This is a genomic window from Agrobacterium sp. ST15.16.055 (assembly GCF_027956555.1).
GTDB classification, from domain to species: Bacteria; Pseudomonadota; Alphaproteobacteria; order Rhizobiales; family Rhizobiaceae; genus Agrobacterium; species Agrobacterium salinitolerans.
On sequence record NZ_JAQKGN010000021.1, the window covers coordinates 36,795 to 58,751 of the forward strand.

The 21,957-nt window shown below is 57.8% G+C and carries 24 protein-coding genes; 6 read left to right on the forward strand and 18 right to left on the reverse strand.

Translation table 11 applies throughout. From position 1 onward, the window contains the following. Nucleotides 1-36: 36 nt before the first annotated feature. Entirely contained in the window at nt 37-357 is a 321-nt protein-coding gene (trxA, locus tag PL599_RS21590) for a thioredoxin (RefSeq protein ID WP_003505361.1), read from the forward strand. Between the two features lie 47 nt (nt 358-404). Here trxA and PL599_RS21595 read toward each other — a convergent pair whose 3' ends face one another. From PL599_RS21595 to PL599_RS21630, 8 genes are all read right to left on the reverse strand, one after another. Continuing rightward, entirely contained in the window at nt 405-1,784 is a 1,380-nt protein-coding gene (locus PL599_RS21595; protein ID WP_269825256.1) for a bifunctional folylpolyglutamate synthase/dihydrofolate synthase, read from the reverse strand. A gap of 86 nt (nt 1,785-1,870) precedes the next feature. Further along, nucleotides 1,871-2,767, reverse strand: coding sequence for an acetyl-CoA carboxylase, carboxyltransferase subunit beta (accD, locus tag PL599_RS21600; RefSeq protein ID WP_137412378.1), 897 nt, complete (start codon nt 2,765-2,767; stop codon nt 1,871-1,873). Between the two features lie 27 nt (nt 2,768-2,794). Beyond that, a complete protein-coding gene (trpA, locus tag PL599_RS21605; protein WP_269825257.1) occupies nt 2,795-3,634 on the reverse strand; it encodes a tryptophan synthase subunit alpha in 840 nt (279 codons plus the stop codon). A 4-nt stretch (nt 3,635-3,638) separates the two neighbouring features. Then, nucleotides 3,639-4,859 carry a tryptophan synthase subunit beta gene (gene trpB / locus PL599_RS21610; RefSeq protein ID WP_077983723.1) on the reverse strand — a complete coding sequence of 407 codons (1,221 nt, stop codon included), beginning with the start codon at nt 4,857-4,859 and terminating at the stop codon, nt 3,639-3,641. A 1-nt stretch (nt 4,860) separates the two neighbouring features. Then, complete coding sequence (locus PL599_RS21615; RefSeq protein ID WP_077983687.1) at nt 4,861-5,523, reverse strand: phosphoribosylanthranilate isomerase; 663 nt, start codon at nt 5,521-5,523, stop codon at nt 4,861-4,863. A 102-nt stretch (nt 5,524-5,625) separates the two neighbouring features. Beyond that, nucleotides 5,626-6,393, reverse strand: a complete 768-nt coding sequence (locus PL599_RS21620; protein WP_271359874.1) for a M48 family metallopeptidase — start codon at nt 6,391-6,393, stop codon at nt 5,626-5,628. 68 nt (nt 6,394-6,461) lie between these two features. Further along, nucleotides 6,462-7,694: a polyhydroxyalkanoate depolymerase gene (locus PL599_RS21625; protein ID WP_269825259.1), complete on the reverse strand. Its 1,233-nt coding sequence runs from the start codon at nt 7,692-7,694 to the stop codon at nt 6,462-6,464. Between the two features lie 124 nt (nt 7,695-7,818). Beyond that, on the reverse strand, nt 7,819-8,661 hold the full coding sequence (locus PL599_RS21630) for a fumarylacetoacetate hydrolase family protein (protein ID WP_269825260.1): 843 nt from the start codon (nt 8,659-8,661) through the stop codon (nt 7,819-7,821). A gap of 128 nt (nt 8,662-8,789) precedes the next feature. Here PL599_RS21630 and PL599_RS21635 point away from each other — a divergent pair, with 128 nt between their 5' ends. After that, nucleotides 8,790-9,392 carry a nitroreductase family protein gene (locus PL599_RS21635; protein WP_142912879.1) on the forward strand — a complete coding sequence of 201 codons (603 nt, stop codon included), beginning with the start codon at nt 8,790-8,792 and terminating at the stop codon, nt 9,390-9,392. Nucleotides 9,393-9,489: 97 nt separating this feature from the next. Here the strand turns inward: PL599_RS21635 and gyrB are convergent, their stop codons facing one another. From gyrB to PL599_RS21660, 5 genes are all read right to left on the reverse strand, one after another. Continuing rightward, nucleotides 9,490-11,925: a DNA topoisomerase (ATP-hydrolyzing) subunit B gene (gene gyrB / locus PL599_RS21640; RefSeq protein ID WP_077983721.1), complete on the reverse strand. Its 2,436-nt coding sequence runs from the start codon at nt 11,923-11,925 to the stop codon at nt 9,490-9,492. Nucleotides 11,926-12,082: 157 nt separating this feature from the next. Next, nucleotides 12,083-12,448, reverse strand: a complete 366-nt coding sequence (locus PL599_RS21645) for a helix-turn-helix domain-containing protein (RefSeq protein ID WP_269825261.1) — start codon at nt 12,446-12,448, stop codon at nt 12,083-12,085. Continuing rightward, nucleotides 12,445-13,014: a Smr/MutS family protein gene (locus tag PL599_RS21650; protein WP_269825262.1), complete on the reverse strand. Its 570-nt coding sequence runs from the start codon at nt 13,012-13,014 to the stop codon at nt 12,445-12,447. Before PL599_RS21650 ends, PL599_RS21645 begins: the two co-directional genes overlap by 4 nt. Further along, nucleotides 13,014-14,123, reverse strand: a complete 1,110-nt coding sequence (gene mltA, locus PL599_RS21655) for a murein transglycosylase A (RefSeq protein WP_269825263.1) — start codon at nt 14,121-14,123, stop codon at nt 13,014-13,016. The genes PL599_RS21650 and mltA overlap by 1 nt, the downstream gene beginning before the upstream one ends. Further along, on the reverse strand, nt 14,120-14,818 hold the full coding sequence (locus PL599_RS21660; protein ID WP_142912881.1) for a Tim44/TimA family putative adaptor protein: 699 nt from the start codon (nt 14,816-14,818) through the stop codon (nt 14,120-14,122). Before PL599_RS21660 ends, mltA begins: the two co-directional genes overlap by 4 nt. A gap of 140 nt (nt 14,819-14,958) precedes the next feature. On the opposite strand from PL599_RS21660, the gene PL599_RS21665 reads away from it, so the two are divergent. Together PL599_RS21665 and secB are read left to right on the forward strand one after the other, a co-directional pair. Then, nucleotides 14,959-15,510, forward strand: coding sequence for an FxsA family protein (locus tag PL599_RS21665; RefSeq protein WP_269825264.1), 552 nt, complete (start codon nt 14,959-14,961; stop codon nt 15,508-15,510). Between the two features lie 102 nt (nt 15,511-15,612). Next, on the forward strand, nt 15,613-16,095 hold the full coding sequence (gene secB / locus PL599_RS21670) for a protein-export chaperone SecB (RefSeq protein ID WP_077983679.1): 483 nt from the start codon (nt 15,613-15,615) through the stop codon (nt 16,093-16,095). 102 nt (nt 16,096-16,197) lie between these two features. On the opposite strand, the gene dnaQ is transcribed toward secB, so the two are convergent. The 5 genes from dnaQ to PL599_RS21695 are packed head-to-tail and all read right to left on the reverse strand — an operon-like array spanning nt 16,198 to nt 19,802. Next, on the reverse strand, nt 16,198-16,896 hold the full coding sequence (dnaQ, locus tag PL599_RS21675; RefSeq protein WP_269825265.1) for a DNA polymerase III subunit epsilon: 699 nt from the start codon (nt 16,894-16,896) through the stop codon (nt 16,198-16,200). Continuing rightward, nucleotides 16,889-17,497: a dephospho-CoA kinase gene (gene coaE, locus PL599_RS21680; protein WP_269825266.1), complete on the reverse strand. Its 609-nt coding sequence runs from the start codon at nt 17,495-17,497 to the stop codon at nt 16,889-16,891. The genes dnaQ and coaE overlap by 8 nt, the downstream gene beginning before the upstream one ends. Continuing rightward, nucleotides 17,497-18,357 carry a shikimate dehydrogenase gene (locus PL599_RS21685; protein ID WP_269825267.1) on the reverse strand — a complete coding sequence of 287 codons (861 nt, stop codon included), beginning with the start codon at nt 18,355-18,357 and terminating at the stop codon, nt 17,497-17,499. Before PL599_RS21685 ends, coaE begins: the two co-directional genes overlap by 1 nt. Next, on the reverse strand, nt 18,350-18,949 hold the full coding sequence (locus tag PL599_RS21690) for a Maf-like protein (protein ID WP_142912885.1): 600 nt from the start codon (nt 18,947-18,949) through the stop codon (nt 18,350-18,352). The genes PL599_RS21685 and PL599_RS21690 overlap by 8 nt, the downstream gene beginning before the upstream one ends. Nucleotides 18,950-18,980: 31 nt before the next feature. Further along, the gene (locus tag PL599_RS21695) at nt 18,981-19,802 is read right to left on the reverse strand and encodes a pyruvate, water dikinase regulatory protein (protein WP_271359875.1); all 822 of its coding nucleotides are present in this window, start codon (nt 19,800-19,802) and stop codon (nt 18,981-18,983) included. Between the two features lie 408 nt (nt 19,803-20,210). Between PL599_RS21695 and hemE the strand changes: the two genes are divergently transcribed. Together hemE and hemJ are read left to right on the forward strand one after the other, a co-directional pair. Then, nucleotides 20,211-21,242 (forward strand): uroporphyrinogen decarboxylase, encoded by a 1,032-nt coding sequence (gene hemE / locus PL599_RS21700; protein WP_269825269.1) that lies wholly within the window; start codon nt 20,211-20,213, stop codon nt 21,240-21,242. Beyond that, nucleotides 21,239-21,784, forward strand: coding sequence for a protoporphyrinogen oxidase HemJ (gene hemJ, locus PL599_RS21705; RefSeq protein ID WP_170985695.1), 546 nt, complete (start codon nt 21,239-21,241; stop codon nt 21,782-21,784). Before hemE ends, hemJ begins: the two co-directional genes overlap by 4 nt. Nucleotides 21,785-21,957 lie beyond the last annotated feature (173 nt).

Below are 21,957 nucleotides of genomic sequence, written 5' to 3' on the forward strand. Positions count from 1 at the left end.
GATAGCGGAAAAGATTTACTGAAAGGAGAGCCAGATATGGCTACCGTAAAAGTCGATGCCGCCAACTTCCAGTCCGAAGTCCTCGAATCCGCCGAACCCGTCGTGGTGGATTTCTGGGCTGAATGGTGCGGCCCGTGCAAGATGATTGCGCCGAGCCTTGAAGAAATTTCGTCCGAGTTGGCCGGCAAGGTCAAGGTCGCGAAGCTCAACATCGACGAAAACCCGGAACTCGCGGCCCAGTTCGGTGTGCGTTCCATCCCGACGCTCGCCATGTTCAAGGGCGGCGAAGTGGCCGACATCAAGGTTGGCGCTGCCCCCAAGACAGCGCTCTCAGCCTGGATTTCCGGCGCCGCATAAGCAATATCAATGGAATGAGAAAGCCCGGCATCGCTGCCGGGCTTTTTTTATTGGGGAACCGTGCCGTTAAGGGCAAGCGCGTTGCCGGCAAGATAAAGCGAGCCCCCGATCAGGATGCGCGGCGCTGGTCCTTCGGCATTAAAACGGCGCGACAGCTCTTCCAGAGCATGCGTCAGCGACGATGTGGGCGCTGCCACCAGACCGGCATCAAAAGCGGCATGGGCAAGCACGACGGGATCGATCGCCGCATCCGTGCCGCCGATGGGCACGGTGAAGACATATTCGGCTATATCGGCGAAAGCCTTGAAATACCCCACCGGATCCTTGGTATTGATCATGCCCGCGATGATGAAGAGCGGGCGCGGCGTCTTTTCCTCAAAGCCGGCCATGGCCTCGGCAATCACTTCACCCGCACCGGGGTTATGACCGCCATCGATCCAGATTTCCGAATCCTTCGGGGTCATTTCAGCGATTTTGCCGGTCAGGATGCGCTGAAGACGGCCGGGCCATTCCACGGAGGTCATGGCCTTTTCAATCATCCGTTCCGTCACCTCAAAACCGGCTGCCTTCACAGCGCGGATCGCTGCGGCGGCATTGGCGAGCTGATGGCGGCCGGGAAGCCTTGGCAACGGCGCATCCGTCAGGCCGAACTCATCCTGATAGACCATGCGGCCGAATTCTTCATGGGCGGAAAAATCCTGCCCATAAACGGAGACCGGGCAACCAATACGTTCGGCCGTCGCGACAAGCGTGTCTAGTGCGGCGTCATATTCCTGGTGGCCAATGACGACAGGCGAGCCCTTTTTCATGATACCGGCCTTTTCGGCAGCGATCAGTTCCACGCGGTCGCCGAGATAAGCCTGGTGATCAAGCGAGATTGGCATAATGACGGAAACCGCCGGGTTATTGATGACATTGGTCGCATCGAAACGGCCGCCCAAGCCAACCTCAACGACCGCAGCATCGGCGGGCTGTTCCGCAAAAAGCACGAACATAGCCGCAGTCAGGATTTCGAAAACCGTGATTGTCTGACCAGCATTGGCAGCTTCAATGCGGCGCAGCGCATCCGCAAATATCTCGTCTTCGACGTAACGGCCTTTATCGCCCGCCACGCCAATACGGTATCGTTCGTGCCAATTTACCAGATGCGGCGAGGTATGAACGTGGACAGAGAGCCCTGCAGTCTCGAGCAGGGCACGGCAAAAGGCGCTGACGGAGCCCTTGCCATTGGTGCCCGCCACGTGGATCACTGGCGGCATTCTGTTTTGCGGATTGCCGAGTTTTTCGAGAAGACGGGAAATTCTGTCGAGTGAAAGATCAAAGCCCTTGGGGTGGAGCTGCATCAGCTCTTCAATGATCTTTTCGGCCTCACCGATCGCGGGCTTCGTCATGTCTTCCGTTCGCCTTTCAGGCGTTTTGCTTGCCATTTGTCCGCCGCCCCAAAAATGAAATCAGGCAACGTATAGCATCATCCCGAAGGCAATTTATGCCTCCGGGCGACATATTTTTTTCCTCAGGCCGAAGCGGCCAGCGGGACGACCGCATTTGCTTTCTCAGCAGGCGCCTTCGTCATGATCTTGAGCATATTGGCGAGCGTGTCGGGGATTTCGCGGCGGTCAATCACCATGTCCACCATGCCGTGTTCAAGCAGATATTCCGAGGTCTGGAAGCCTTCGGGAAGTTTTTCGCGAATGGTCTGCTCAATCACACGCTTGCCTGCGAAGCAAATCTCGGCGCCCGGCTCGGCGATATGCACATCGCCCAGCATGGCGTAGGAGGCCGTGACGCCGCCGGTCGTCGGGTTCGTCAGAACCACGATATAGGGCATGCCGGCTTCTTTCAGCATGTTCACGGCAACCGTGGTACGTGGCAGCTGCATCAGCGAAAGAATGCCTTCCTGCATGCGCGCGCCGCCCGAGGCCGGGAACATCACCAGCGGGCAGCGCTCGGAAATGGCGCGCTCGAAGGCTTTGACGATGGCTTCGCCGGCGGCAATGCCGAGCGATCCGCCCATGAACTGGAATTCGTGCACGACGGCGACGATCTTCAGGCCTTTCAAGAGGCCCACACCGGCAAGGATCGTATCTTCCTGTTCGGTCTTCGTGCGGCTGTCGCGCAGACGGTCGGTGTATTTTTTGGAATCGCGGAACTTCAAGGGGTCCTGTGCGACCTTCGGCTGGACCAAGGCCTCATAGACGCCATCATCGAAAAGATCGGCAAGGCGTGCCTTGGCCGGCATCTTCATGTGGTAACCGGACGCCGGGATGACCCACTTGTTGTCCTCGAGATCCTTGTGGAAGACCATCTCGCCCGTTTCCGGGCACTTGATCCATAGGTTCTCCGGAACCTCCGGGCGGCGGCCAAGCATGGAATTGATCCGCGGCCGAACGTAATTGGTGATCCAGTTCAACTGTCTACTCCTGACTGGGCCGCGCGCTTATTCCGCAGCGGCAAGGCGCGATGCACGCACGCCCGTTGAAAGTCCTTTTACCAGCGTCGTAACGGCCGGCACGGTGTCGGCGGTCGCCTGCCCGTCCTTGGTCAGGCTGCCCGCAATCTGGTTGACGATGGCCGAACCGACCACAACGCCATCCGCCACGGTGCCGATCGCTTTTGCATGATCGGCCGTCTTGACACCGAAACCGACACAAACCGGCAGTTCCGTATGCGCCTTGATACGACCGACAGCGCCCGAGATCAACGAGGGATCGGGAAGTGCTGAACCGGTGATACCGTTCATCGAGACATAATAGACGAAACCTGAGGTATTTTTAAGGACGGCAGGCAGGCGCTTGCCATCGGTCGTGGGTGTCGCCAGACGGATGAAATTGATGCCGCGCGCGAGTGCCGGGATGCAGAGTTCATCGTCCATTTCCGGCGGCAGATCGACCACGATCAGGCCATCGACGCCAGCCGCGAGCGCGTCGTCCAGAAATTTCTCCACACCGTAGATATAGATCGGATTATAGTATCCCATCATCACGATCGGCGTTGCATCGTCTTGCCTGCGGAATTCGCGGGCGAGATCGAGCGTGGTTTTCAGCGTCTGTCCGCCCTTCAGCGCGCGCTGGCCGGCCAGCTGAATGGCCGGGCCATCCGCCATCGGGTCGGAAAAGGGCATGCCGAGTTCGATGACGTCAGCGCCCGCTTCCGGCAGCGCCTTCATGATGCCGAGCGAGGTTTCGAAATCCGGGTCGCCGCCCATGAAATAGGTAATCAGAGCCGGGCGGTTTTCAGCGCGCAGATCGGCAAAGCGCTTGTCCATACGTGCGGTCATGATCTTATACATCCATTCCAAGGAACTTGCTGACGGTGTGGACATCCTTGTCGCCGCGACCGGAGAGGTTCATCAGGATGATCTCATCCTTACCCATCTTCGGCGCCCGCTTGATGACCTCGGCCAAGGCATGGCTCGGCTCGAGAGCCGGGATGATACCTTCAAGGCGGGTCAGCATCTGGAAGGCGTCCAGCGCCTCATGGTCCATGATCGGCACATATTCCACGCGGCCGATATCACTCAACCAGGAGTGCTCGGGGCCGATGCCGGGATAATCGAGGCCGGCGGAAATGGAATGGCCTTCCTTGATCTGGCCATCCTCATCCTGCAGCAGATAGGTGCGGTTGCCATGCAGCACGCCGGGGGAGCCAGCCGTGATCGAGGCACAGTGTTCTTCGCCCGACAGGCCTTTGCCCCCAGCTTCGACGCCGACGATGCGCACGCTTTTGTCATCGAGGAAAGGATGGAAGATGCCGATGGCGTTCGATCCACCGCCAACGGCCGCGATGACCATATCCGGCAGGCGGCCCTCCGCTTCCAGCATCTGTGCCTTGGCTTCCTCGCCGATGACCGCCTGGAAATCACGGACCATTTCCGGATAGGGATGCGGGCCGGCCGCGGTGCCGATCAGGTAATAGGTATCTTCAACATTGGTGACCCAGTCGCGCAGGGCCTCGTTCATGGCGTCCTTGAGCGTGCCATGACCGGCCGTGACCGGCTTCACCTCGGCACCCAGAAGCTTCATGCGGAACACATTCGGGGCCTGACGGGCGACATCGGTCGCGCCCATGTAAACGACGCAAGGCAGGCCGAAGCGCGCCGCAACGGTTGCCGAGGCAACGCCGTGCTGGCCGGCACCGGTTTCGGCAATGATGCGGGTCTTGCCCATGCGCTTGGCAAGCAGAATCTGGCCGAGGCAATTATTGATCTTGTGCGAACCCGTGTGGTTCAGCTCTTCGCGCTTGAAATAAATCTTCGCGCCGCCAAGTTCCGCCGTCAGGCGCTCCGCAAAATAAAGCGGGCTCGGGCGGCCGGTATAGTGCGCGCCAAGATGCTTGAGTTCCGCCTGAAACGCGGGATCGGTCTTGGCCTTATCCCATTCCGCCTGCAAATCCAGAATGAGCGGCATCAGCGTTTCGGCAACGAAGCGACCTCCGTAAATGCCAAAACGTCCGTCCTCATCAGGACCAGCGCGAAAAGAATTGGGTGTTGGCGCGTCGTTCACTTCAAGCTCCCTTTGGGCCTTTCGACCAATCATTCACCACATCAAAAAACGCATCTATCATGGACAAATCCTTGACGCCCGGCGCGCTTTCGACGCCGGACGACAAATCTAGTCCGCCTGCCTTGGTTTCCGCCAGAGCCTCGGCGACATTGTCCTTATTCAGCCCACCGGAAAGCATGTAATCTACACTTTCGTCAAGTGAGCGCAGAATCGTCCAGTCAAACGAGATGCCGTTTCCACCCGGCAGGTCGGAACCGGCAGGCGCCTTGGCATCCAGCAGGAAACGGTCGGCAATGCCAATATAAGGCTCGATTTTGGCGAGATCACCGGCATCGCGAATGGAAATCGCCTTCATGACAGGCAGACCGTAAAGCGCCTTGATGTTCAGCAGCCGCTCCGGGCTTTCGCTGCCATGCAGTTGCAGAATGTCCGGCCTTACGAGATCGATAATTTCATCGAGATAATCATTGTCGGCATCGACGGTGACGGCAACCACCTTGGCGGCGCCACGGGCGGCTTCGGCCAGCCTGCCGGCAAGATCCGGCTCGATGTAGCGCGGGCTTTTTTCAAAGAAAATAAAACCGACATGGGACGCACCGCGCCTGATGGCGCGCTCCAGCGTTTCCGGTGTCTTCAATCCGCAAATCTTGATATCCGGTTTCATACCCGCGACCTGACATGAAATGCGACAAGAGTCGAGCCAAATCGCATCCCTTTTTGATGGAATGTTTCACGTGAATCCAGATGGCGATGCCCGCCGCCAGTTTCAATCGAAATCGATGGCGTGAAGTTTGGAGCCGTGGCGTTTCAGCCAGTCCTTGGCTTCATTGGTGTGCGGGCAGAGTTTTTCGCACAGCGCCCAGAATTTCGGGCCATGGTTCATTTCCCGGAGATGCGCGACCTCATGGGCTGCGAGATAATCGATGACGCTTTCCGGGGCCATGACGATGCGCCAGGAGAAACTCAAGTTTCCATCATGGGAACAGGAGCCCCAGCGGCTGCGTGTATCCTTCATGCTGATGGATCGCACCGGCCTGCCGGCGGCGCGGGCGTGAATGGCAACCAACCGTTCGAGATCAGCCTTTGCTTCCTTTTTCAGGAAAGTCGCGATCCGCCGTCTCAGATGCTCGGGCGCGCCGCTGACTTTCAGAACAGCCGCACCATCAGCGTCTTTCGCGACGTGGGTCAGGCCCCTCAGGCTGCCGGTGTGTTCGATGCGATGGGAGATGCCTCTGATATCGATGGTCGCACCGGGACGCAGACCGTCATCAGGGCTGAACTTCTGAAGCTTGCCCTCCAGCCAGCCCTGATGCCTTTCGAGAAAATCGTCGACCTGACGGTGATGCAGGCCCATCGGGATCGTCAGCTTCAGCGCCCGGCCGCCCGGCTCGATGCGCAAGGTGATGCGCGTGGCCCGCGGGTTTTCCCTGACCGTGATCGGCACCTGCCGGCCCGCAACCGCGACGGTGCGCTGGCTCGGCACGATCTTCTTTGGCGCCGGCGACTTCAGGGACTTTCTGAGGAGCGAAAACATGAAGCCTTCATAACCGATTCGTCCATCCCTTGGCCACGCAAATGCGCGGCGTCACCTGCCGTTTTGCCTTAGGCTGTCTGGTGTTTGCCAATGAAATCCAGCATGCGCGGCACTATTTCCTTGCGGAAGCGCGAACCGTTGAAGACGCCGTAATGCCCTACATCCGGTTGCATGTAGTGTGCGCGTTTATCTTCAGGGATGTTACGGCAGAGATCATGGGCCGCCTTCGTCTGGCCAACGCCGGAAATATCGTCATTCTCCCCTTCGACAGTGAACAATGCGACCTTGCGAATAGCAGCGGGATCGACCGCCCTACCCCGATGCAGCATGTTCCCCTTCGGAAGCGCATGGTCGATGAAGACGGTTTCCACCGTCTGCAGATAGAATTCCGCCGTCAGGTCCATGACGGCCAGATATTCATCGTAAAATTCGCGGTGTTTTTCCGCGGAATCGCCGTCATTCTTGATCAGGTTGAGGTAAAAATCCTTATGCGCCGTCATGTGCTTGTCGAGGTTCATCGACATGAAACCGGAGAGTTGCAGAAAGCCGGGATAGACATTGCGGCCGAAGGCGGGCTGGGGCCACGGCACCTGCATGACGACATTATCGCGGAACCATTCGATTGGCTTCGCCGTGGCCAGGCCATTGACGGCTGTGGGATTGATGCGCGTATCGATAGGACCGCCCATCAGCGTCATGGATGCCGGTGCAAATTTATCGCCATCGGCCTCCATAAGCGAAACGGCGGCCAGAACAGGCACGGACGGTTGACAGACGGCGACCACATGCGCGCCTGGACCGATCTCGCGCAGCATGTCGATGACATAACTGATGTAATCGTCAAGATCGAAGGTCCCATCACTCACCGGCACCATGCGGGCATCGATCCAATCGGTAATGTAAATATCTGCCGAAGGCAGCAAGGCCTCCACGGTGCCGCGCAGCAATGTGGCATAATGGCCGGACATCGGCGCAACCAGCAGTACCTTCGGCTCGGGCGGGCGGGCAGGATCGACCTCTTTTTTGAAATGAACGAGATTGCAGAACGGACGCGACCAGACGGTCTCTTCGGCAACGGCGACGGTCTCACCATCGACAATAGTCGTGGCAAGTCCGAATTCCGGTTTGACATAACGGCGCGTCAGGCGTTCGAAAACCTCGAAGCCAGCATCGAGGCTTCTTCCGAAAGCCGTGCTGGAAAGCGGGTTCATAGGATTGTTGCAGGCCTGGCGCATCATATCGGCACCGGCGCGCAGCGGCGCCATGGCTGCATGGTTCATTTCATAGAGGTGGTAGAACACTGATGACGCCTCCCTCGCGATCACGCTCTTTTTTTCAACCATAGCAGCTTTTCGCAGGTGCACAAAATTTAAGGCGCCGGCGGTTTCCCGCCAGCGCCTCACTTTCCGTTGAACGCCGTAGCGATCAGATATCGGCGACGAAAGTCTGCTTCTGGGAACCGAGGCCCTCGATACCGAGTTCCACGACGTCACCAGCCTTCAGGTAACGCGGCGGCTTCTGACCCATGCCGACGCCGGGGGGAGTGCCGGTGGAAATGACATCGCCGGGATGCAGCGACATGAACTGGCTGAGATAGGAGACAACGTGGGCAACGCCGTAAACCATGGTTTTGCTGGAGCCATCCTGCATGGTCTGGCCATTGACCTTCAACCACATGCCGAGGTTCTGCGGATCGGTGATTTCGTCCTTCGTCACCAGCCAGGGGCCGATGGGGCCGAAAGTGTCGCAGGACTTGCCCTTGGTCCACTGACCGGCGCGCTCCGTCTGGAAGGCGCGCTCGGAAACATCATGCGAAACGCAATAACCGGCGACATAGTCGAGAGCATCGGCTTCCGAGACATATTTGGCGGTCTTGCCGATGACGACGCCGAGCTCGACTTCCCAGTCGGTCTTCTCAGAACCGCGCGGAATGGTGACGTTATCGTTCGGACCGACAATGGCCGAGGTCGCCTTCATGAAAATGACCGGTTCCGGCGGTACGGTCGCACCTGTTTCGGCGGCGTGGTCGGAGAAATTGAGGCCGATGCAGATGAATTTTCCCGTTCCGGCAACGCAGGCGCCGATGCGCTCTTCGTTCAGCACCGGAAGTGTGCCGAGGTCGATCGCGGCGATCTTCTTGAGGCCCTCTGGAGAAATGGCATCGCCGCCAATGTCTTTGACATGGGCGGACAGATCGCGGACTTTTCCTTCCGCGTCGAGAATGGCTGGTTTTTCCTGGCCGGGCTGGCCAATACGCATCAATTTCATGGAACTCTCTCCCGGTTGTCAGACAAGGTGATGCATATATGAACGATGCATTCATACTTGTCACCCCTTGACTGAGCCAAGTTTCGAAAAATACCTTTTCCTTCCCTTCAATCATAAGGACATGGCTCGTGACGAACAGTAATTCCCGGCAATCAGAATATCCCGTCGATCCCCTCTTCCTCGATCGCTGGTCTCCACGCGCCTTCGATGGCCACGCCATGCCGCAAGAGCATCTGATGACCATTCTGGATGCCGCGCACTGGGCGCCGTCTGCCTCCAACTATCAGCCATGGCGGTTTGTCTATGCGCACAAGGATAGCGAAGACTGGCCGCTCTTCGTGGAACTGCTGATGGAGGGAAACCAGCGCTGGGCAAAAAATGCCTCCGTGCTGCTCTTCGTCACTTCCCGCGACCACAACATCTCGCGTGAAGGCGAGAAAAAGCCATCCGCTACCCATTCCTTTGATGCGGGTGCCGCCTGGTTTTCGCTTGCCATGCAGGCACATCTGCTCGGTTACCACGCGCACGGCATGGGTGGCATATTGAAGGATAAAATCGTTGAAAAACTGAACATTCCGGAAGGCTACAAGGTTGAGGCCGCGGTCGCCATCGGCACGCTGACCGACAAGTCCGTTCTCCCTGATGATCTAGCGGAGCGGGAAGTGCCGAGCAAGCGTCTGCCGCTTTCGGATGTGGCCTTCGAAGGTCGCTTCACCGGCAAGGTTGATTGATGTTCTCAGAACGACAAAAGGCCCGGCGGAATTGACCACCGGGCCTTTTGTTAAAGTTTCGTTTCACGTGAATCGTTCCGCGAAACGCTCCACAGGATTAGATATCGAGGTTCGCGACGCTAAGCGCGTTTTCCTGGATGAAGTCGCGACGCGGCTCCACTTCGTCGCCCATCAGGCGGGCAAACAGGCCGTCGGCATCGGTGGCGTCGTTGACCTTGACCTGGAGAAGCGAGCGAACATTGGCGTCAAGCGTCGTTTCCCACAGCTGCTCGGCATTCATTTCGCCGAGACCCTTATAACGCTGCATGGAAAGACCCTTGCGGCCAGCGGCAAAAATTGCATCCAGAAGCGCGCGCGGACCGGCCAGTTCCATCGTGCCGTCCTTGCGTTGCAGGACCGGCGGCGTGGCGTAGATATCGCGCATACGAGCTGCGAGCTGATCGATATGGCGGGCATCGGCCGAACCGAGCAGGCCCATATCCAGCGTCGAGACTTCCTTGACGCCGCGCACCATGCGCTCGAAGCGCAAGCCGCCATCCTGCAGCACCGTGCCGGACCAGCCACGTTCGGTTTCTTCCGCGATCATGTCGAGACGCCGTGCCACTTCAGCAACGGTCTCCTCGGCGCGGGCGGCATCGGCCGAAAGCTCGGGGTTCAGCGCGCCGGCTATCGCCGCCTGTTCCACGATCGAGCGGCTGTAACGGGAATGAAGCCCGTCGATCAGCGAACGCATGCGCAGCGCATCGAGAATGACTTCGCGAAGATCGGCGCCGACGCGAACCTCACCGGTGCCGAGGGTCAGCGATGCTTCCTCAAGACCCATCGAAATGAGGTATTCTTCCAGCGCCTTCTCATCCTTGAGGTACTGCACGGATTTGCCACGCGTGACCTTATAAAGCGGCGGCTGGGCGATATAGAGATGGCCGCGCTCGATCAGTTCCGGCATCTGGCGGAAGAAGAAGGTCAAGAGCAGGGTACGGATGTGAGCGCCGTCGACGTCAGCATCCGTCATGATGATGATCTTGTGGTAACGCAGCTTGTCGGCGTTGAACTCATCCTTGCCGATGGAGGTGCCGAGCGCTGTAATCAGCGTGCCGATTTCCTGGCTGGACAACATCTTGTCGAAACGGGCGCGTTCTACATTGAGGATCTTGCCGCGCAGCGGCAGGATGGCCTGAGTCTCGCGCGAGCGGCCCTGCTTGGCCGAACCGCCAGCGGAGTCACCCTCGACGAGGAAAAGTTCGGATTTCGCCGGATCGCGCTCTGAGCAATCGGCAAGCTTGCCGGGCAAAGAGGCGATATCGAGAGCGCCCTTGCGGCGCGTCAGTTCGCGCGCCTTGCGGGCAGCTTCGCGGGCAACCGCCGCTTCCACCACCTTGCCGACCAGAATTCGTGCGTCGGAAGGATGTTCTTCCAGCCAGGTGGAGAGCGCTTCGTTGACAAGGCTTTCCACGACCGGACGCACTTCGGACGAAACGAGCTTGTCTTTCGTCTGCGAGGAAAATTTGGGGTCGGGAACCTTGACGGAAAGAATGGCCGTCAGACCTTCACGGCAGTCCTCGCCCTGCAGGCTCACCTTTTCCTTTTTCAGTATGCCCGAGGTTTCCGCATAGGAGGTTACCTGACGGGTCAGCGCCGCGCGGAAACCGGCCATATGGGTGCCGCCGTCGCGCTGGGGAATGTTGTTGGTGAAGCAGAGCACATTCTCGTGGTAGCTGTCGTTCCACCACAGCGCGACCTCAACCGTAATGCCGTCCTTTTCACCCTTGATGGCGACTGGCTTGTCAACCAGCGGCTTCTTGGCGCGGTCGAGATAACGGACGAAGGCTTCGAGACCGCCATCATACAGCAGCTCTTCCTGCTTGACGTCGGAATGGCGCTTGTCTGTCAGCAGAATGCGCACGCCGGAATTCAGGAATGCGAGTTCGCGCAGGCGATGCTCCAGCGTTCCATAATCATAGTCCGTCATGGTGAAGGTCTGCGGGCTTGCCAGGAAGGTCACTTCCGTGCCCGAGCGGCCTTCATATTCGCCAATGACGGAAAGCGGCGCATCGGCGACACCATGGGTGAAGCCGATTTCATGCACCTTGCCATTGCGGCGAATTCTGAGCTTCAGCCAGACGGAAAGCGCGTTCACCACCGAGACGCCGACGCCGTGCAGACCACCGGAAACCTTATAGGAGTTCTGGTCGAATTTACCCCCCGCATGCAGCTGGGTCATGATGACTTCAGCGGCGGAAACGCCTTCGGAAGAATGGATGTCGGTTGGAATGCCGCGCCCGTTATCCGTCACCGTCACCGATCCGTCAGCGTTCAGCGTCACCGTCACCAGATCGGCATGGCCGGCAAGCGCTTCATCGATGGCGTTGTCGACGACCTCATAGACCATGTGGTGCAGGCCGGAACCGTCATCGGTATCGCCGATATACATGCCGGGCCGTTTGCGCACGGCATCAAGGCCCTTGAGGACCTTGATCGAATCGGCTCCATATTCCGCGTTCGCGCCGACTTCGCTTGACGATGTTTCGGTCATAAATACTCTTTCCAAAGTTTTCTCGGGCCAGGTTTCCAGTGAGAGGGCCTGAAGCCAGCGAATCACTCAAATCCGACATGCGACTATAGAAATTCTACACCCAATCCCAAAGGCCGCATGCTTCAGGATGCTGCATAAAGCAGGGGATAGAGGGGTTTCAATCGCAAGAACGGCTTTTTTGCAGCACGGCTGACAGTTCCTCTACCACACTCGGCGACAGCTTGCGAATATCCCGTGCCAGCCGGTTGGCGAAAGCCGTATATTGCGGCGGCAGGCCGATGGTGTCGATAACCACTTTCGGGTCGGACGAGCCGGCCAGAAAGAACAATTCCTCCGCCTCGTCCCAGATGATGTTGAAATATCCGGCAATGCGCTGCAACAGATCAAAGCTCGGCTTGCCGCGCTTGCCGTGCTCCAGCGCCGAAAGATAGGCGGGCGACACGCCGATGGCGGCGGCCATTTCCTTCTGCGTCACGCCCTTGCGCTCACGAAGCTGCCGCACGGCCTCCGCAAAAGGTGTCATGATTTTTCACCGCGCCGACGCGCCAGCCGCACATAAAGCGCGCCGTCGCCGCCGTGATTGGCGGATGCATCCTCATAGGATGAAATCAGGTGGCGATATTCCGGTTTGGAAAACCACATGGGCACCGCCCTTTTTAGCGCACCGTCGCTGCCGATGGAACGGCCCTTGCCCGTTATGACGAGTACATGCCTCAGACCGCGTTCATGCGCGCGCAACAGAAAATCAAGCAGCACCGCATGAGCTTCGCTCTGGAACATACCGTGCAGATCGATCCGCCCTTCCAGCGGTAGCCGGCCACGGGTGAGCTTGCGCTTGACCGGTTTTTCCATCGGCTGATGAATTTTCGGCTTTTTGTCCGGAGCCGCTGCTGGCGGCTCGGCCGGCTCCGCAAGCATGCGCGGAAAGCTGCTTTTTCCGGTCTGGGAAAGCTCGGGTTCAACCAGAGGCTCCTCCATGTCCTCGAAAGCCAGCAAATCTTCCAGTCTGCCGGAGATCGGCCGCGTGGTTTTTGCGACCTTTCCCCACAGAATGCGCTCTTCCTTGCCGAGCTTGCGACTGCTCTTCATCACCGATACCTCTGCGCAGCCACCTGCGGTATCAGTATATAAAAGTCGGCCTCATTGCGCACCGTACCGGCAAGCTCTCCTGCTTCGAAACCGGAGCCAGTGAAGATATCGCCACGGGCCGGGCCGACAATGGCTGAACCCGTATCGAGCGCCAGCATCAGCCGCGCAAAAGGTTTTCCGTCATCGAGATGCGTAAGCGACGGTGAATGGATGAAGAAGGGAAGCCCGAACGTGTGGATGAGCCTGTCCACCGCAAGCGCGCGCCCCGCGACCAACGGAACCTTCGCAGCCGCAATCGGCCCCATATCCTGACCGGCGACATCCGCCTCCCGGAAAAAAATATAGGAGCGGTTATGCCATAGTACCCCATCCACCTCGTCGGGATGGTCAGCGAGCCATTTGCGGATCGTCTGCATCGACACGGTTTTCGGATCAAGTTCCCCGCGATCGATAAGCAGACGGCCAATCGGTGAAAAAGCATGCCCGGCCTTTGCCGCATAGGTGATGCGCTTTACCGCGCCATCGCGAAACACCAGACGCGCCGCACCCTGCACATGGACGAAAAACACGTCGACCTTCGATCTTGCCCAGGCAATCTCAAGGCCCCTGCCCTCCAGATACCCTTCATCGATCTCCCGCCGGTCGGGAAAATAGCAAATACCGTTTTCATCCGCTCTGCCGAAAGCATAGGACGTATCGAAACCGGCGGGCCGATTGGCGTCGTCGATATCCACCAGTTCGGGCGGACGGCGGTAAATCGGATAACGCCAGATGTCGTCGGCTTCAGACGACACTTCCAGTTCGGGTTCGTAAAAAGCGGTCACGAAACCGCTTTTTCCCGGAGCCGAAGAAATCCTGAAAGGCACGCAATTGGTTTCGAAAAACCGGCGCGCCTGCTCCGGGCTGTCTACTGGGCTTTTCTCTGCGCTTTCCAGAAGCGAAACCAGTTCCGCTGCCGTGACCCCGAGCGCGCCTGTCCTGTAGGGTTTTGCGTTCCGAAGGTGCGACAGGATTGTCGCCATCGCCGGAAAAAGCTTGCCCGGATCGTCTTGCCGCCAACCGGGCAGGTCGCTGAAAGAAACTTCTTCGATCGAAAAGGGCGCGGTCATTGCTCGGATTCGGTGGCGATCAGCTTCCAGTTCGGATCGCGCGAGCGGATATCGCGCGAGAAGGTCCAGATGTCGTCCACCTCCGCAACCGCATCCGGATCGCCATCCACCAGCTTGCCATCCTTGTCATAGGTCGCCGAAATCAACTGGCTGACGATCCTCAGGGTGATCTGCACTTCGGAATCACGCACACTGGCCTGGGTGATATCTGCCTTCTCGATGCCCACGAAGGTGGACTTCACCACCTCGCCACGACCTTCCCTCTCGGAAATGGCCGCCTCGAAACCGTCAAAAACCTCCTTCGACAGAAGGTTCTTGAGCGTCTTGCGGTCGCCATCGGCAAAGCCCATGACGATCATTTCATAGGCCATGCGGGCGCCGTTCAGGAATTCCTTCGGCCCGAAGGACGGGTCCCTGGTCATCACCTCACGCAGAGCCGCATTGAGCGGCGTATCGACGGGCGCAAGCGCGTCCGCCTCGGCAAAACGGTTTTCGTCGTCCCCCTCGCTGCGCTTTGGCAAGGTCACGACCTTGTTATCATCTGCAACCGGGCCCTTCACCGCATCTCGCGGGCTATAGGGGTCGAATGGCGGCTTCTCATTGCCCGTGCGGCGGCCGAGGACACTGCGCAGCTGAAAAAAGATCAGCACCGCTGCAACGAGAAAAAACAATGTGATAAAGTCGCTAAAGCCCATCTTTTACCAAAACCGCCATTTAAATTCGAAAACTACACCATCATATAGTCTGCATCTTATCATCATTCAAATGCGCAGATTCAATCATCGGTGTCCCGGGAACCGGCAATCTGCCAGAGATGCACACGCAAGGCTAGAAGATGCGTTTTTCCTTTCTCCCCATCGTCATCCTGATGATGCCCATCCTCGAAATTGCCGGTTTCATCATTATTGGCAAGACAATCGGTTTGTGGCTGACATTGGCGCTTGTCCTGTTCACCTCGTTTCTGGGGTTGCTCATCCTGCGGCTCGGAGGCATCGGCATGGTGAGAAACCTCCAGGACGCGGGGCGTACCGGCGCGCAGCCGGCGGATGAGTTGGTGAATGGCGCCATGCGCGTCGTTGCCGGGATCCTGCTTTTCATTCCCGGTTTCATTACCGACATTCTCGGCCTTCTGCTTCTGTCGCCCACCGTACGGCGCTTTTTCTGGAAGGCCTTCGGGCCGCGCGTCGTCGTTGCTGGTTCCTTTCGGCACTCCGGCCAGCAATCTGGTTCTCAGCCCGGAGATTTTTCCGGCTTTCGGAACGACCCGGGACATACGGGCAATTCGAAGGTAGTGGATCTCGACGAGGAAGAGTTTCATCGCGACGAGCCAAAGGATGATTCCCCATGGTCGCGCAAACCGGACAATCGCGACCTGCCAAAACCCTGATCCCGGGCGGAACGGATCGCGGTGACCCGATCACGAAGGGTTGTAAGCCCCCGGTCGAAATGGTAGACCGCCTTCCACGAATTCATGCCGTGAGGAAATGTAATGACCGCTGAAAATGGTGCACAGGACGCAGTAAGTCCTTCCCTCAACATTCTTGCCCAGTACATCAAGGATCTTTCCTTCGAAAATCCGGGTGCTCCTCGCTCGCTTCAGGCACGTGACAATGCGCCGTCGATTAATATCAATGTCAACGTCAACGCAAACCCGATCTCCGGTTCGGATTTCGATGTTGTTCTGACGCTGAACGCGGAAGCCAAGGATGGCGACAAGGTGTTGTTCGCGGCCGAACTGGTTTACGGCGGCGTGTTCCGCATTGCCGGCTTCCCGCAGGAACATATGCTGCCGGTGCTGTTCATTGAATGCCCGCGCCTGTTGTTCCCTTTCGCGCGCCAGATCATTGCGGACGTTACCCGCAATGGCGGTTTCCCGCCGCTGATGATCGATCCAATCGATTTCGCGCAGATGTTCGCCCAGCGCGTTGCCGAGGAACAGGCCAAGGCCAAGGTTCAGGCGGTACCGAACTAAGTGACGCGGCTCTGCGCTGCAGAATTCAGACAAAACAAAACCCGGGTTCATGCCCGGGTTTTTCTTTGACGGCATTCACCGTTTACAGTGCCTGGACAGGTATCAATTCTGGTAACGGTTCCAGATCGCCTTGTCGCCCATGCCGAGAACGAGTTTGCAATGGGCCGCGACGGTTTCCGCATCCAGCCTCGAGGGCAAAGCCCGCGGCCTTTGCAGCGGCTCAAGCGGTACATCATCCTCGACGATGATGGTTTCCTGCTTGGCGGCGGAACCGAAACCGAGCGCCGTCTGGCGCCCGCCAATCATTTCAATATAAACCTCGGCGAGCAGTTCGGAGTCGAGAAGCGCGCCGTGCTTGGTGCGATGGGAATTGTCGATGCCGTAACGACGGCAAAGCGCGTCCAGCGAGTTCGGTCCCATCGGGTGCTTGCGACGGGCGAGCGAAAGCGTATCCGTCACCAGCTCGGCAGAGACCGGTTCAATACCGAGACGGGCAAATTCGGCGTTGATGAAGCCCATGTCGAACGTGGCGTTGTGCGCCACCCAGCGCGCACCCTCGAAGAAGTCACGAATCTGGTCGACGACCTCAGCGAATTTGGGTTTATCCTTCAGAAACTCATCGGTAATCCCGTGAACGGCAAGTGCGTCGGGGTGAACCTTGCGATCTTCCGGGCTGATGTACAGATGCAGAGTTCGGCCGGTGGGAAAGTGGTTGATCAACTCGATGCCGCCGATTTCAATCACGCGGTCCAGCTTCGATTCGAGCCCCGTCGTTTCCGTATCGAAAATGATCTCACGCATTCATATCTCCACGGCGCGACTCAGCGGCCAGTTTCTGCAGAATCTCTTTTACCTGATCCCTTGCCGCTTCGACACCATTTCCGGAATCGACGATAAAGTCGGCACGCCGGCGCTTTTCCACATCGGGCATCTGGCGGGCGAGGATCATTTCGAATTTCTTCTCCGTCATTCCCGGTCGGGACAAAACTCGCTCTCGCTGAATCTCCGGCGCGCAACTGACCACAACGACTTTATCGACGCGGCTTTCCGCCCCGGTTTCGAACAGCAGCGGAATATCGAGGAGGGCGAATTGCCGATCCTCTTTCCTTGCTTGAGCCAGAAAAGCCTCCTGCCTTCCACGCACCAGCGGATGTACGATCTCTTCCAGTCTGCTAAAATTAGCCGGATTCTGCCGCAAGATCTCACCGAGTTTCTGCCTGTCCACCGCACCGGAAACGGTCGTGCCCGGAAAGGCCGCTTCGATCAGCGGGGCGGCTTCCGCCCGGTAAAGCCCGTGCACGACCTCATCGGAATCGAGAACCGGAACGCCTTCTCCCGCGAACAACCTCGCCGTCGTCGTTTTTCCCATTCCAATCGAGCCGGTGAGACCGATGACGATCATCACTGTTTCTCCATATCCTCGATGATGAGAGAACGCAGGGCCTCATCGACCTCCGGCGTTTTGCCGAACCACCGCTCGAAGCCGGGTTTTGCCTGGTGAAGCAGCATGCCGAGCCCGTCGACGGTAGCCATGCCCTGCTCTTCCGCCATTTTGAGGATCGGGGTTTTCAGCGGCACATAGACGATATCGGTTACGACGGCCTGGGCGGCCAACAGCGAAAAATCAAGATGCGGCGCTTCCGTCCCGTCCATGCCGAGCGACGTCGTATTCACGAAAAGTCCGGCACCCTGCATGACCTCATAAAGCGCTGCCTGGGGATGGGAAAAAACCCGCGGCCCAAAACGGTCGGCCAGTTCGCGGGCCCGTTCGACGGTACGGTTGAGGACGTGGATTTCGGCAATGCCGCGATCACGAAGCGATTGGATGACCGCCCGGCTTGCACCGCCAGCGCCTAGAACCACGGCCCGCTCGGCCCTGTCCCAACCCGGATGTCGCTCATCGAGATTGGAGACAAAACCATAACCATCCGTATTCGTAACGTGGAGTTCGCCCTCCTCCATCCAGACTGTGTTGGCGGCACCGAGTTCTTCCGCCAGCGCATCGGGCCTGTCTGCTCGCTGATAAGCCGCTTGCTTATGGGGAATGGTGACATTGCCACCGACGGCCGTGCCCGGTTTTCCTTGCTTCAGCGTTGCAATGAAATTCGCAAAATCATCCGGGGAGACTTCCACAGCCTTGTAGGAACCGGCAATGCCGAATTTCTTCAGCCAATAAGAATGGATGATGGGCGATCGGGAATGCTTGATCGGATAGCCGACAACGAATGCGTTTATGGTTAATGTTTCACGTGAATCAGCCATCGATAACGTCCATGTCGCGCAGTTTGGATAAAAGCGGCAGAAGCGGCAAGCCGAGAATCGTGAAATAGTCACCCTCGATCGAGGTGAATAGCTGGATTCCTTCTCCTTCGAGCTGGTACGCACCGACACTGCTCAAGGCCTTTTCTCCCACCCGTTGCAGGTGGCGGGAGACAAATTCGGCGCTCAAAGTCCGAACGGTCAGCTCAGCGCTGGAAACAATCTGCCACACCACCTCACCATGTTGTACGAGAACGGCGGCGCTGTTCAGGCGGTGAACCTTGCCGGACAATGACAGGAGATGCGATTCGGCCTCCGCCATGGTTTTTGGCTTGTGATAGACGCGGGCGCCGAGCGCCATGGTCTGGTCGCAGCCGAGAACCAATGCTCCGGGATAGAGCCTGCTGACGGCAAGAGCCTTGGCCCTGGCGAGTTCCAGTGCCACCTCTTCCGGGCTGGCTCCGTCTCGTTCCAGCTGTTCATCGAGCGCGCGCTCGTCAATATCCGCCGGGATGGCTAAAAATGTCAGCCCCGCATTGCGCATCAACATCTGGCGGGATGCGCTGGACGAGGCGAGGATCAGTTCCTGTTTCATCGACTGTCTGCTCCGAATGATGCGATTCGGATTATCGTGTCCTCGAACGAAGGGCAAGGATGGCCGCCGCCGTTTCCTCGATGGAGCGGCGCGTAACGTCGATCAGCGGCCAATTGTTGTGGGCGCAGAGCGCTCGCGCATATTTCAGCTCTTCCATGATGGTGGCGCGATCCGTGTAGCGACCGCTGTCAAATCCGCCCGTCGCGCCGAGTTCGCGGTTTTCCCGCACCTGCGATATGCGGTCCGATGTCGCGACCAGGCCCACAATCAGCGGCCGGGTGGCGGCATACAGGCTTTCGGGTAGCGGTACATTGGGAACAACAGGAATATTGGCGGTCTTTATTCCCCTGTTGGCGAGATAGATGCTGGTTGGTGTTTTCGATGTGCGGCTGATGCCGATAATGACGATATCGGCCTCGTCATAGGTTTCCGGCATTTGCCCGTCATCATGATCCATAGCGAAATTAAGCGCCTCGATCCGCGCGAAATAATCCGCATTTAAGGCATGTTGCGCACCCACCCGCCGTCTGGACGGCGCACCGAGGTAGGTCTGGAAGATGCCGATGATTGGTTCAAGAACATTCACGCAGGGTACGCCAATCGCGTGGCATCGCAAATCCAGAAACTCCGCCAGCTGCTGGTCGACGATCGTATAGAGAACAATGCCCGGTTCCTTGTCGATGAGATCGACGACCTGCGCGAGCTGCTTCTGGTTTCGAATCATCGGATAGACATGTTCCACAGGCATGGAAGCATGGAACTGGGCCGAGACGGCCCGACCAGCCGACATTAGAGTCTCCCCCGTTGAGTCCGAAATCAGGTGCAGATGGAAGAAGCTTTTATTGTTCTCCACGCTGTTTTTCTCCCGCTGTTGATAAACCGGGACAAATCTCCGAATTGTCCTGCGGGTCGAACCGCGACGTGAATAAAGTGGTGTTTTTCCACAATCCGCAAGTGGCTTAAGTCGTCTCCGACGTGCTTGTGGATTGTTGGAAGAATGCGCAACTGTTCAAAATTTTCCACAAATCATCCACAATCGCTCTATTATTTTGTTCTGACATAAACTACTGAAATAATTTATAAAATTCAGATTCTACGGATTATTACAGAACAAACGGACCGATAATATCCGCAGGCACGCTTGAAACTTGGTGGCTGCGGCATTTCGACTGGAATGATTTTAATCCTTGCTACCCACAGACTCTAAGAAATAGAAAATCTTTTAAATCTCTTTGATTTTATTTTTTAGAAGCTGGGTGCCATGAGCGAACGCAAGGTTATGACGGTGTTGAACGGGCAGACGGTCACACCACCACCCATATGGCTGATGCGACAGGCTGGGCGTTATCTTCCCGAGTACAGGGAAACGCGAAAGAGCGCCGGTAGTTTCCTCGATCTCTGTTATAATCCCGAACTGGCGACGGAGGTTACTCTCCAACCCATTCGCCGGTTTGGGCTGGATGCCGCCATTCTTTTTTCCGATATTCTGGTGATTCCGGATGCGCTTCATCGCAACGTGTCTTTCAGCGAAGGAAAAGGTCCGGCCATGGACCCGATCAATGTCAGCGGTATCGAGAAGCTGGACGGCGCAAATGTCATGGCGCATCTTTCGCCCGTTTTCGAAACCGTTTCCCGTCTGCGCACCTCTTTGCCGGATGAAACGACGCTTCTCGGTTTTTGCGGTGCCCCATGGACGGTTGCGACCTACATGATCGCGGGACACGGAACGCCGGATCAGGCCCCGGCGCGGCTGTTCGGTTATCAGGAGCCGGCCGCCATGGAAAAGCTGTTGGCTTTTCTGGCCGAGGTTTCCGCCGATTATCTGGTGGCGCAGGTCGATGCCGGTGCCGATGCGGTTCAAATCTTCGATTCCTGGGCCGGTGTGCTCGGTGAGAAGGAATTCGAGGACTATGCGATAAAGCCGGTCGCCCGCATTATCGCATCGGTGCGCGCCCGCCGGCCCTCGGCAAAGATCATCGCCTTCGCGAAAGGAGCTGGTTATCTTCTCAAAGATTATCGCCGCAAGACGGGCGCCGACGCCATCGGGCTCGACTGGTCGGTGCCGCTCGGTTTTGCCAGAGACTTGCAGAAGGAAGGCCCGGTGCAGGGCAATCTCGATCCCATGCTGATGGTGGCGGGCGGCAAGGCCTTGCAGGATGGCATCGATGCCGTGCTGCAGGCGCTGGGACAGGGTCCGCTGATCTTCAATCTGGGCCATGGCATTACCCCCCAGGCTGACCCGGAAAACGTGACCCGGCTTGTGCAGCGCGTGCGCGGCGGAGCCGGGGCATGAGTGACGAAAAACAAACCTCCGCCCGATCCGGTAACCGGGCAGCTTTGCGCGCGGGCATCGCAATTGGTGTCTTTGCCGCTTTCGTCGCCCTGTTATTTTATGCCGATCCGGCCGATCTTTATCTCTGGATCAAGGCGCTACATATCATCGCCGTGATTTCCTGGATGGCGGCAATTTTTTACCTGCCGCGGCTCTTCATCTACCACACCGATGCACCCCCGGGTTCGCAGCAGTCCGAAACCTTCAAGGTCATGGAACAGCGGCTGATCAAGGTGATTATGAACCCGGCGATGATGATATCCTGGATATTGGGACTTTATCTCGCCTGGTCGGTTTATGGTTTTTCCGGCGGCTGGCTGCATGCCAAGATCGCGCTGGTGGTACTTCTGACCGCGACCCATGTTTATTTCACGCGCAGCGCAAAACGTTTCGCGCGGGATGAAAATACGCGGCCTGCCCGTCACTGGCGGTTGATGAACGAGGTTCCGACGGTGCTGATGATCGCCATCGTCATACTTGTGGTTGTGAAACCCTTCGGTTAGGGCGGTGCAACGATAAATTTCGCGGAATTCGTGCTTTCCTCTTGCAGCGGCCGTGCACAATCGCTATTTTCGGGCCACTCATCTTCGTGGCATGTGAATTATTCAGTCATCTGCGGCATTTCCCACAGCATCTGATTCGCGAACACGCCCTCCCCCGACATTACATTATCAAA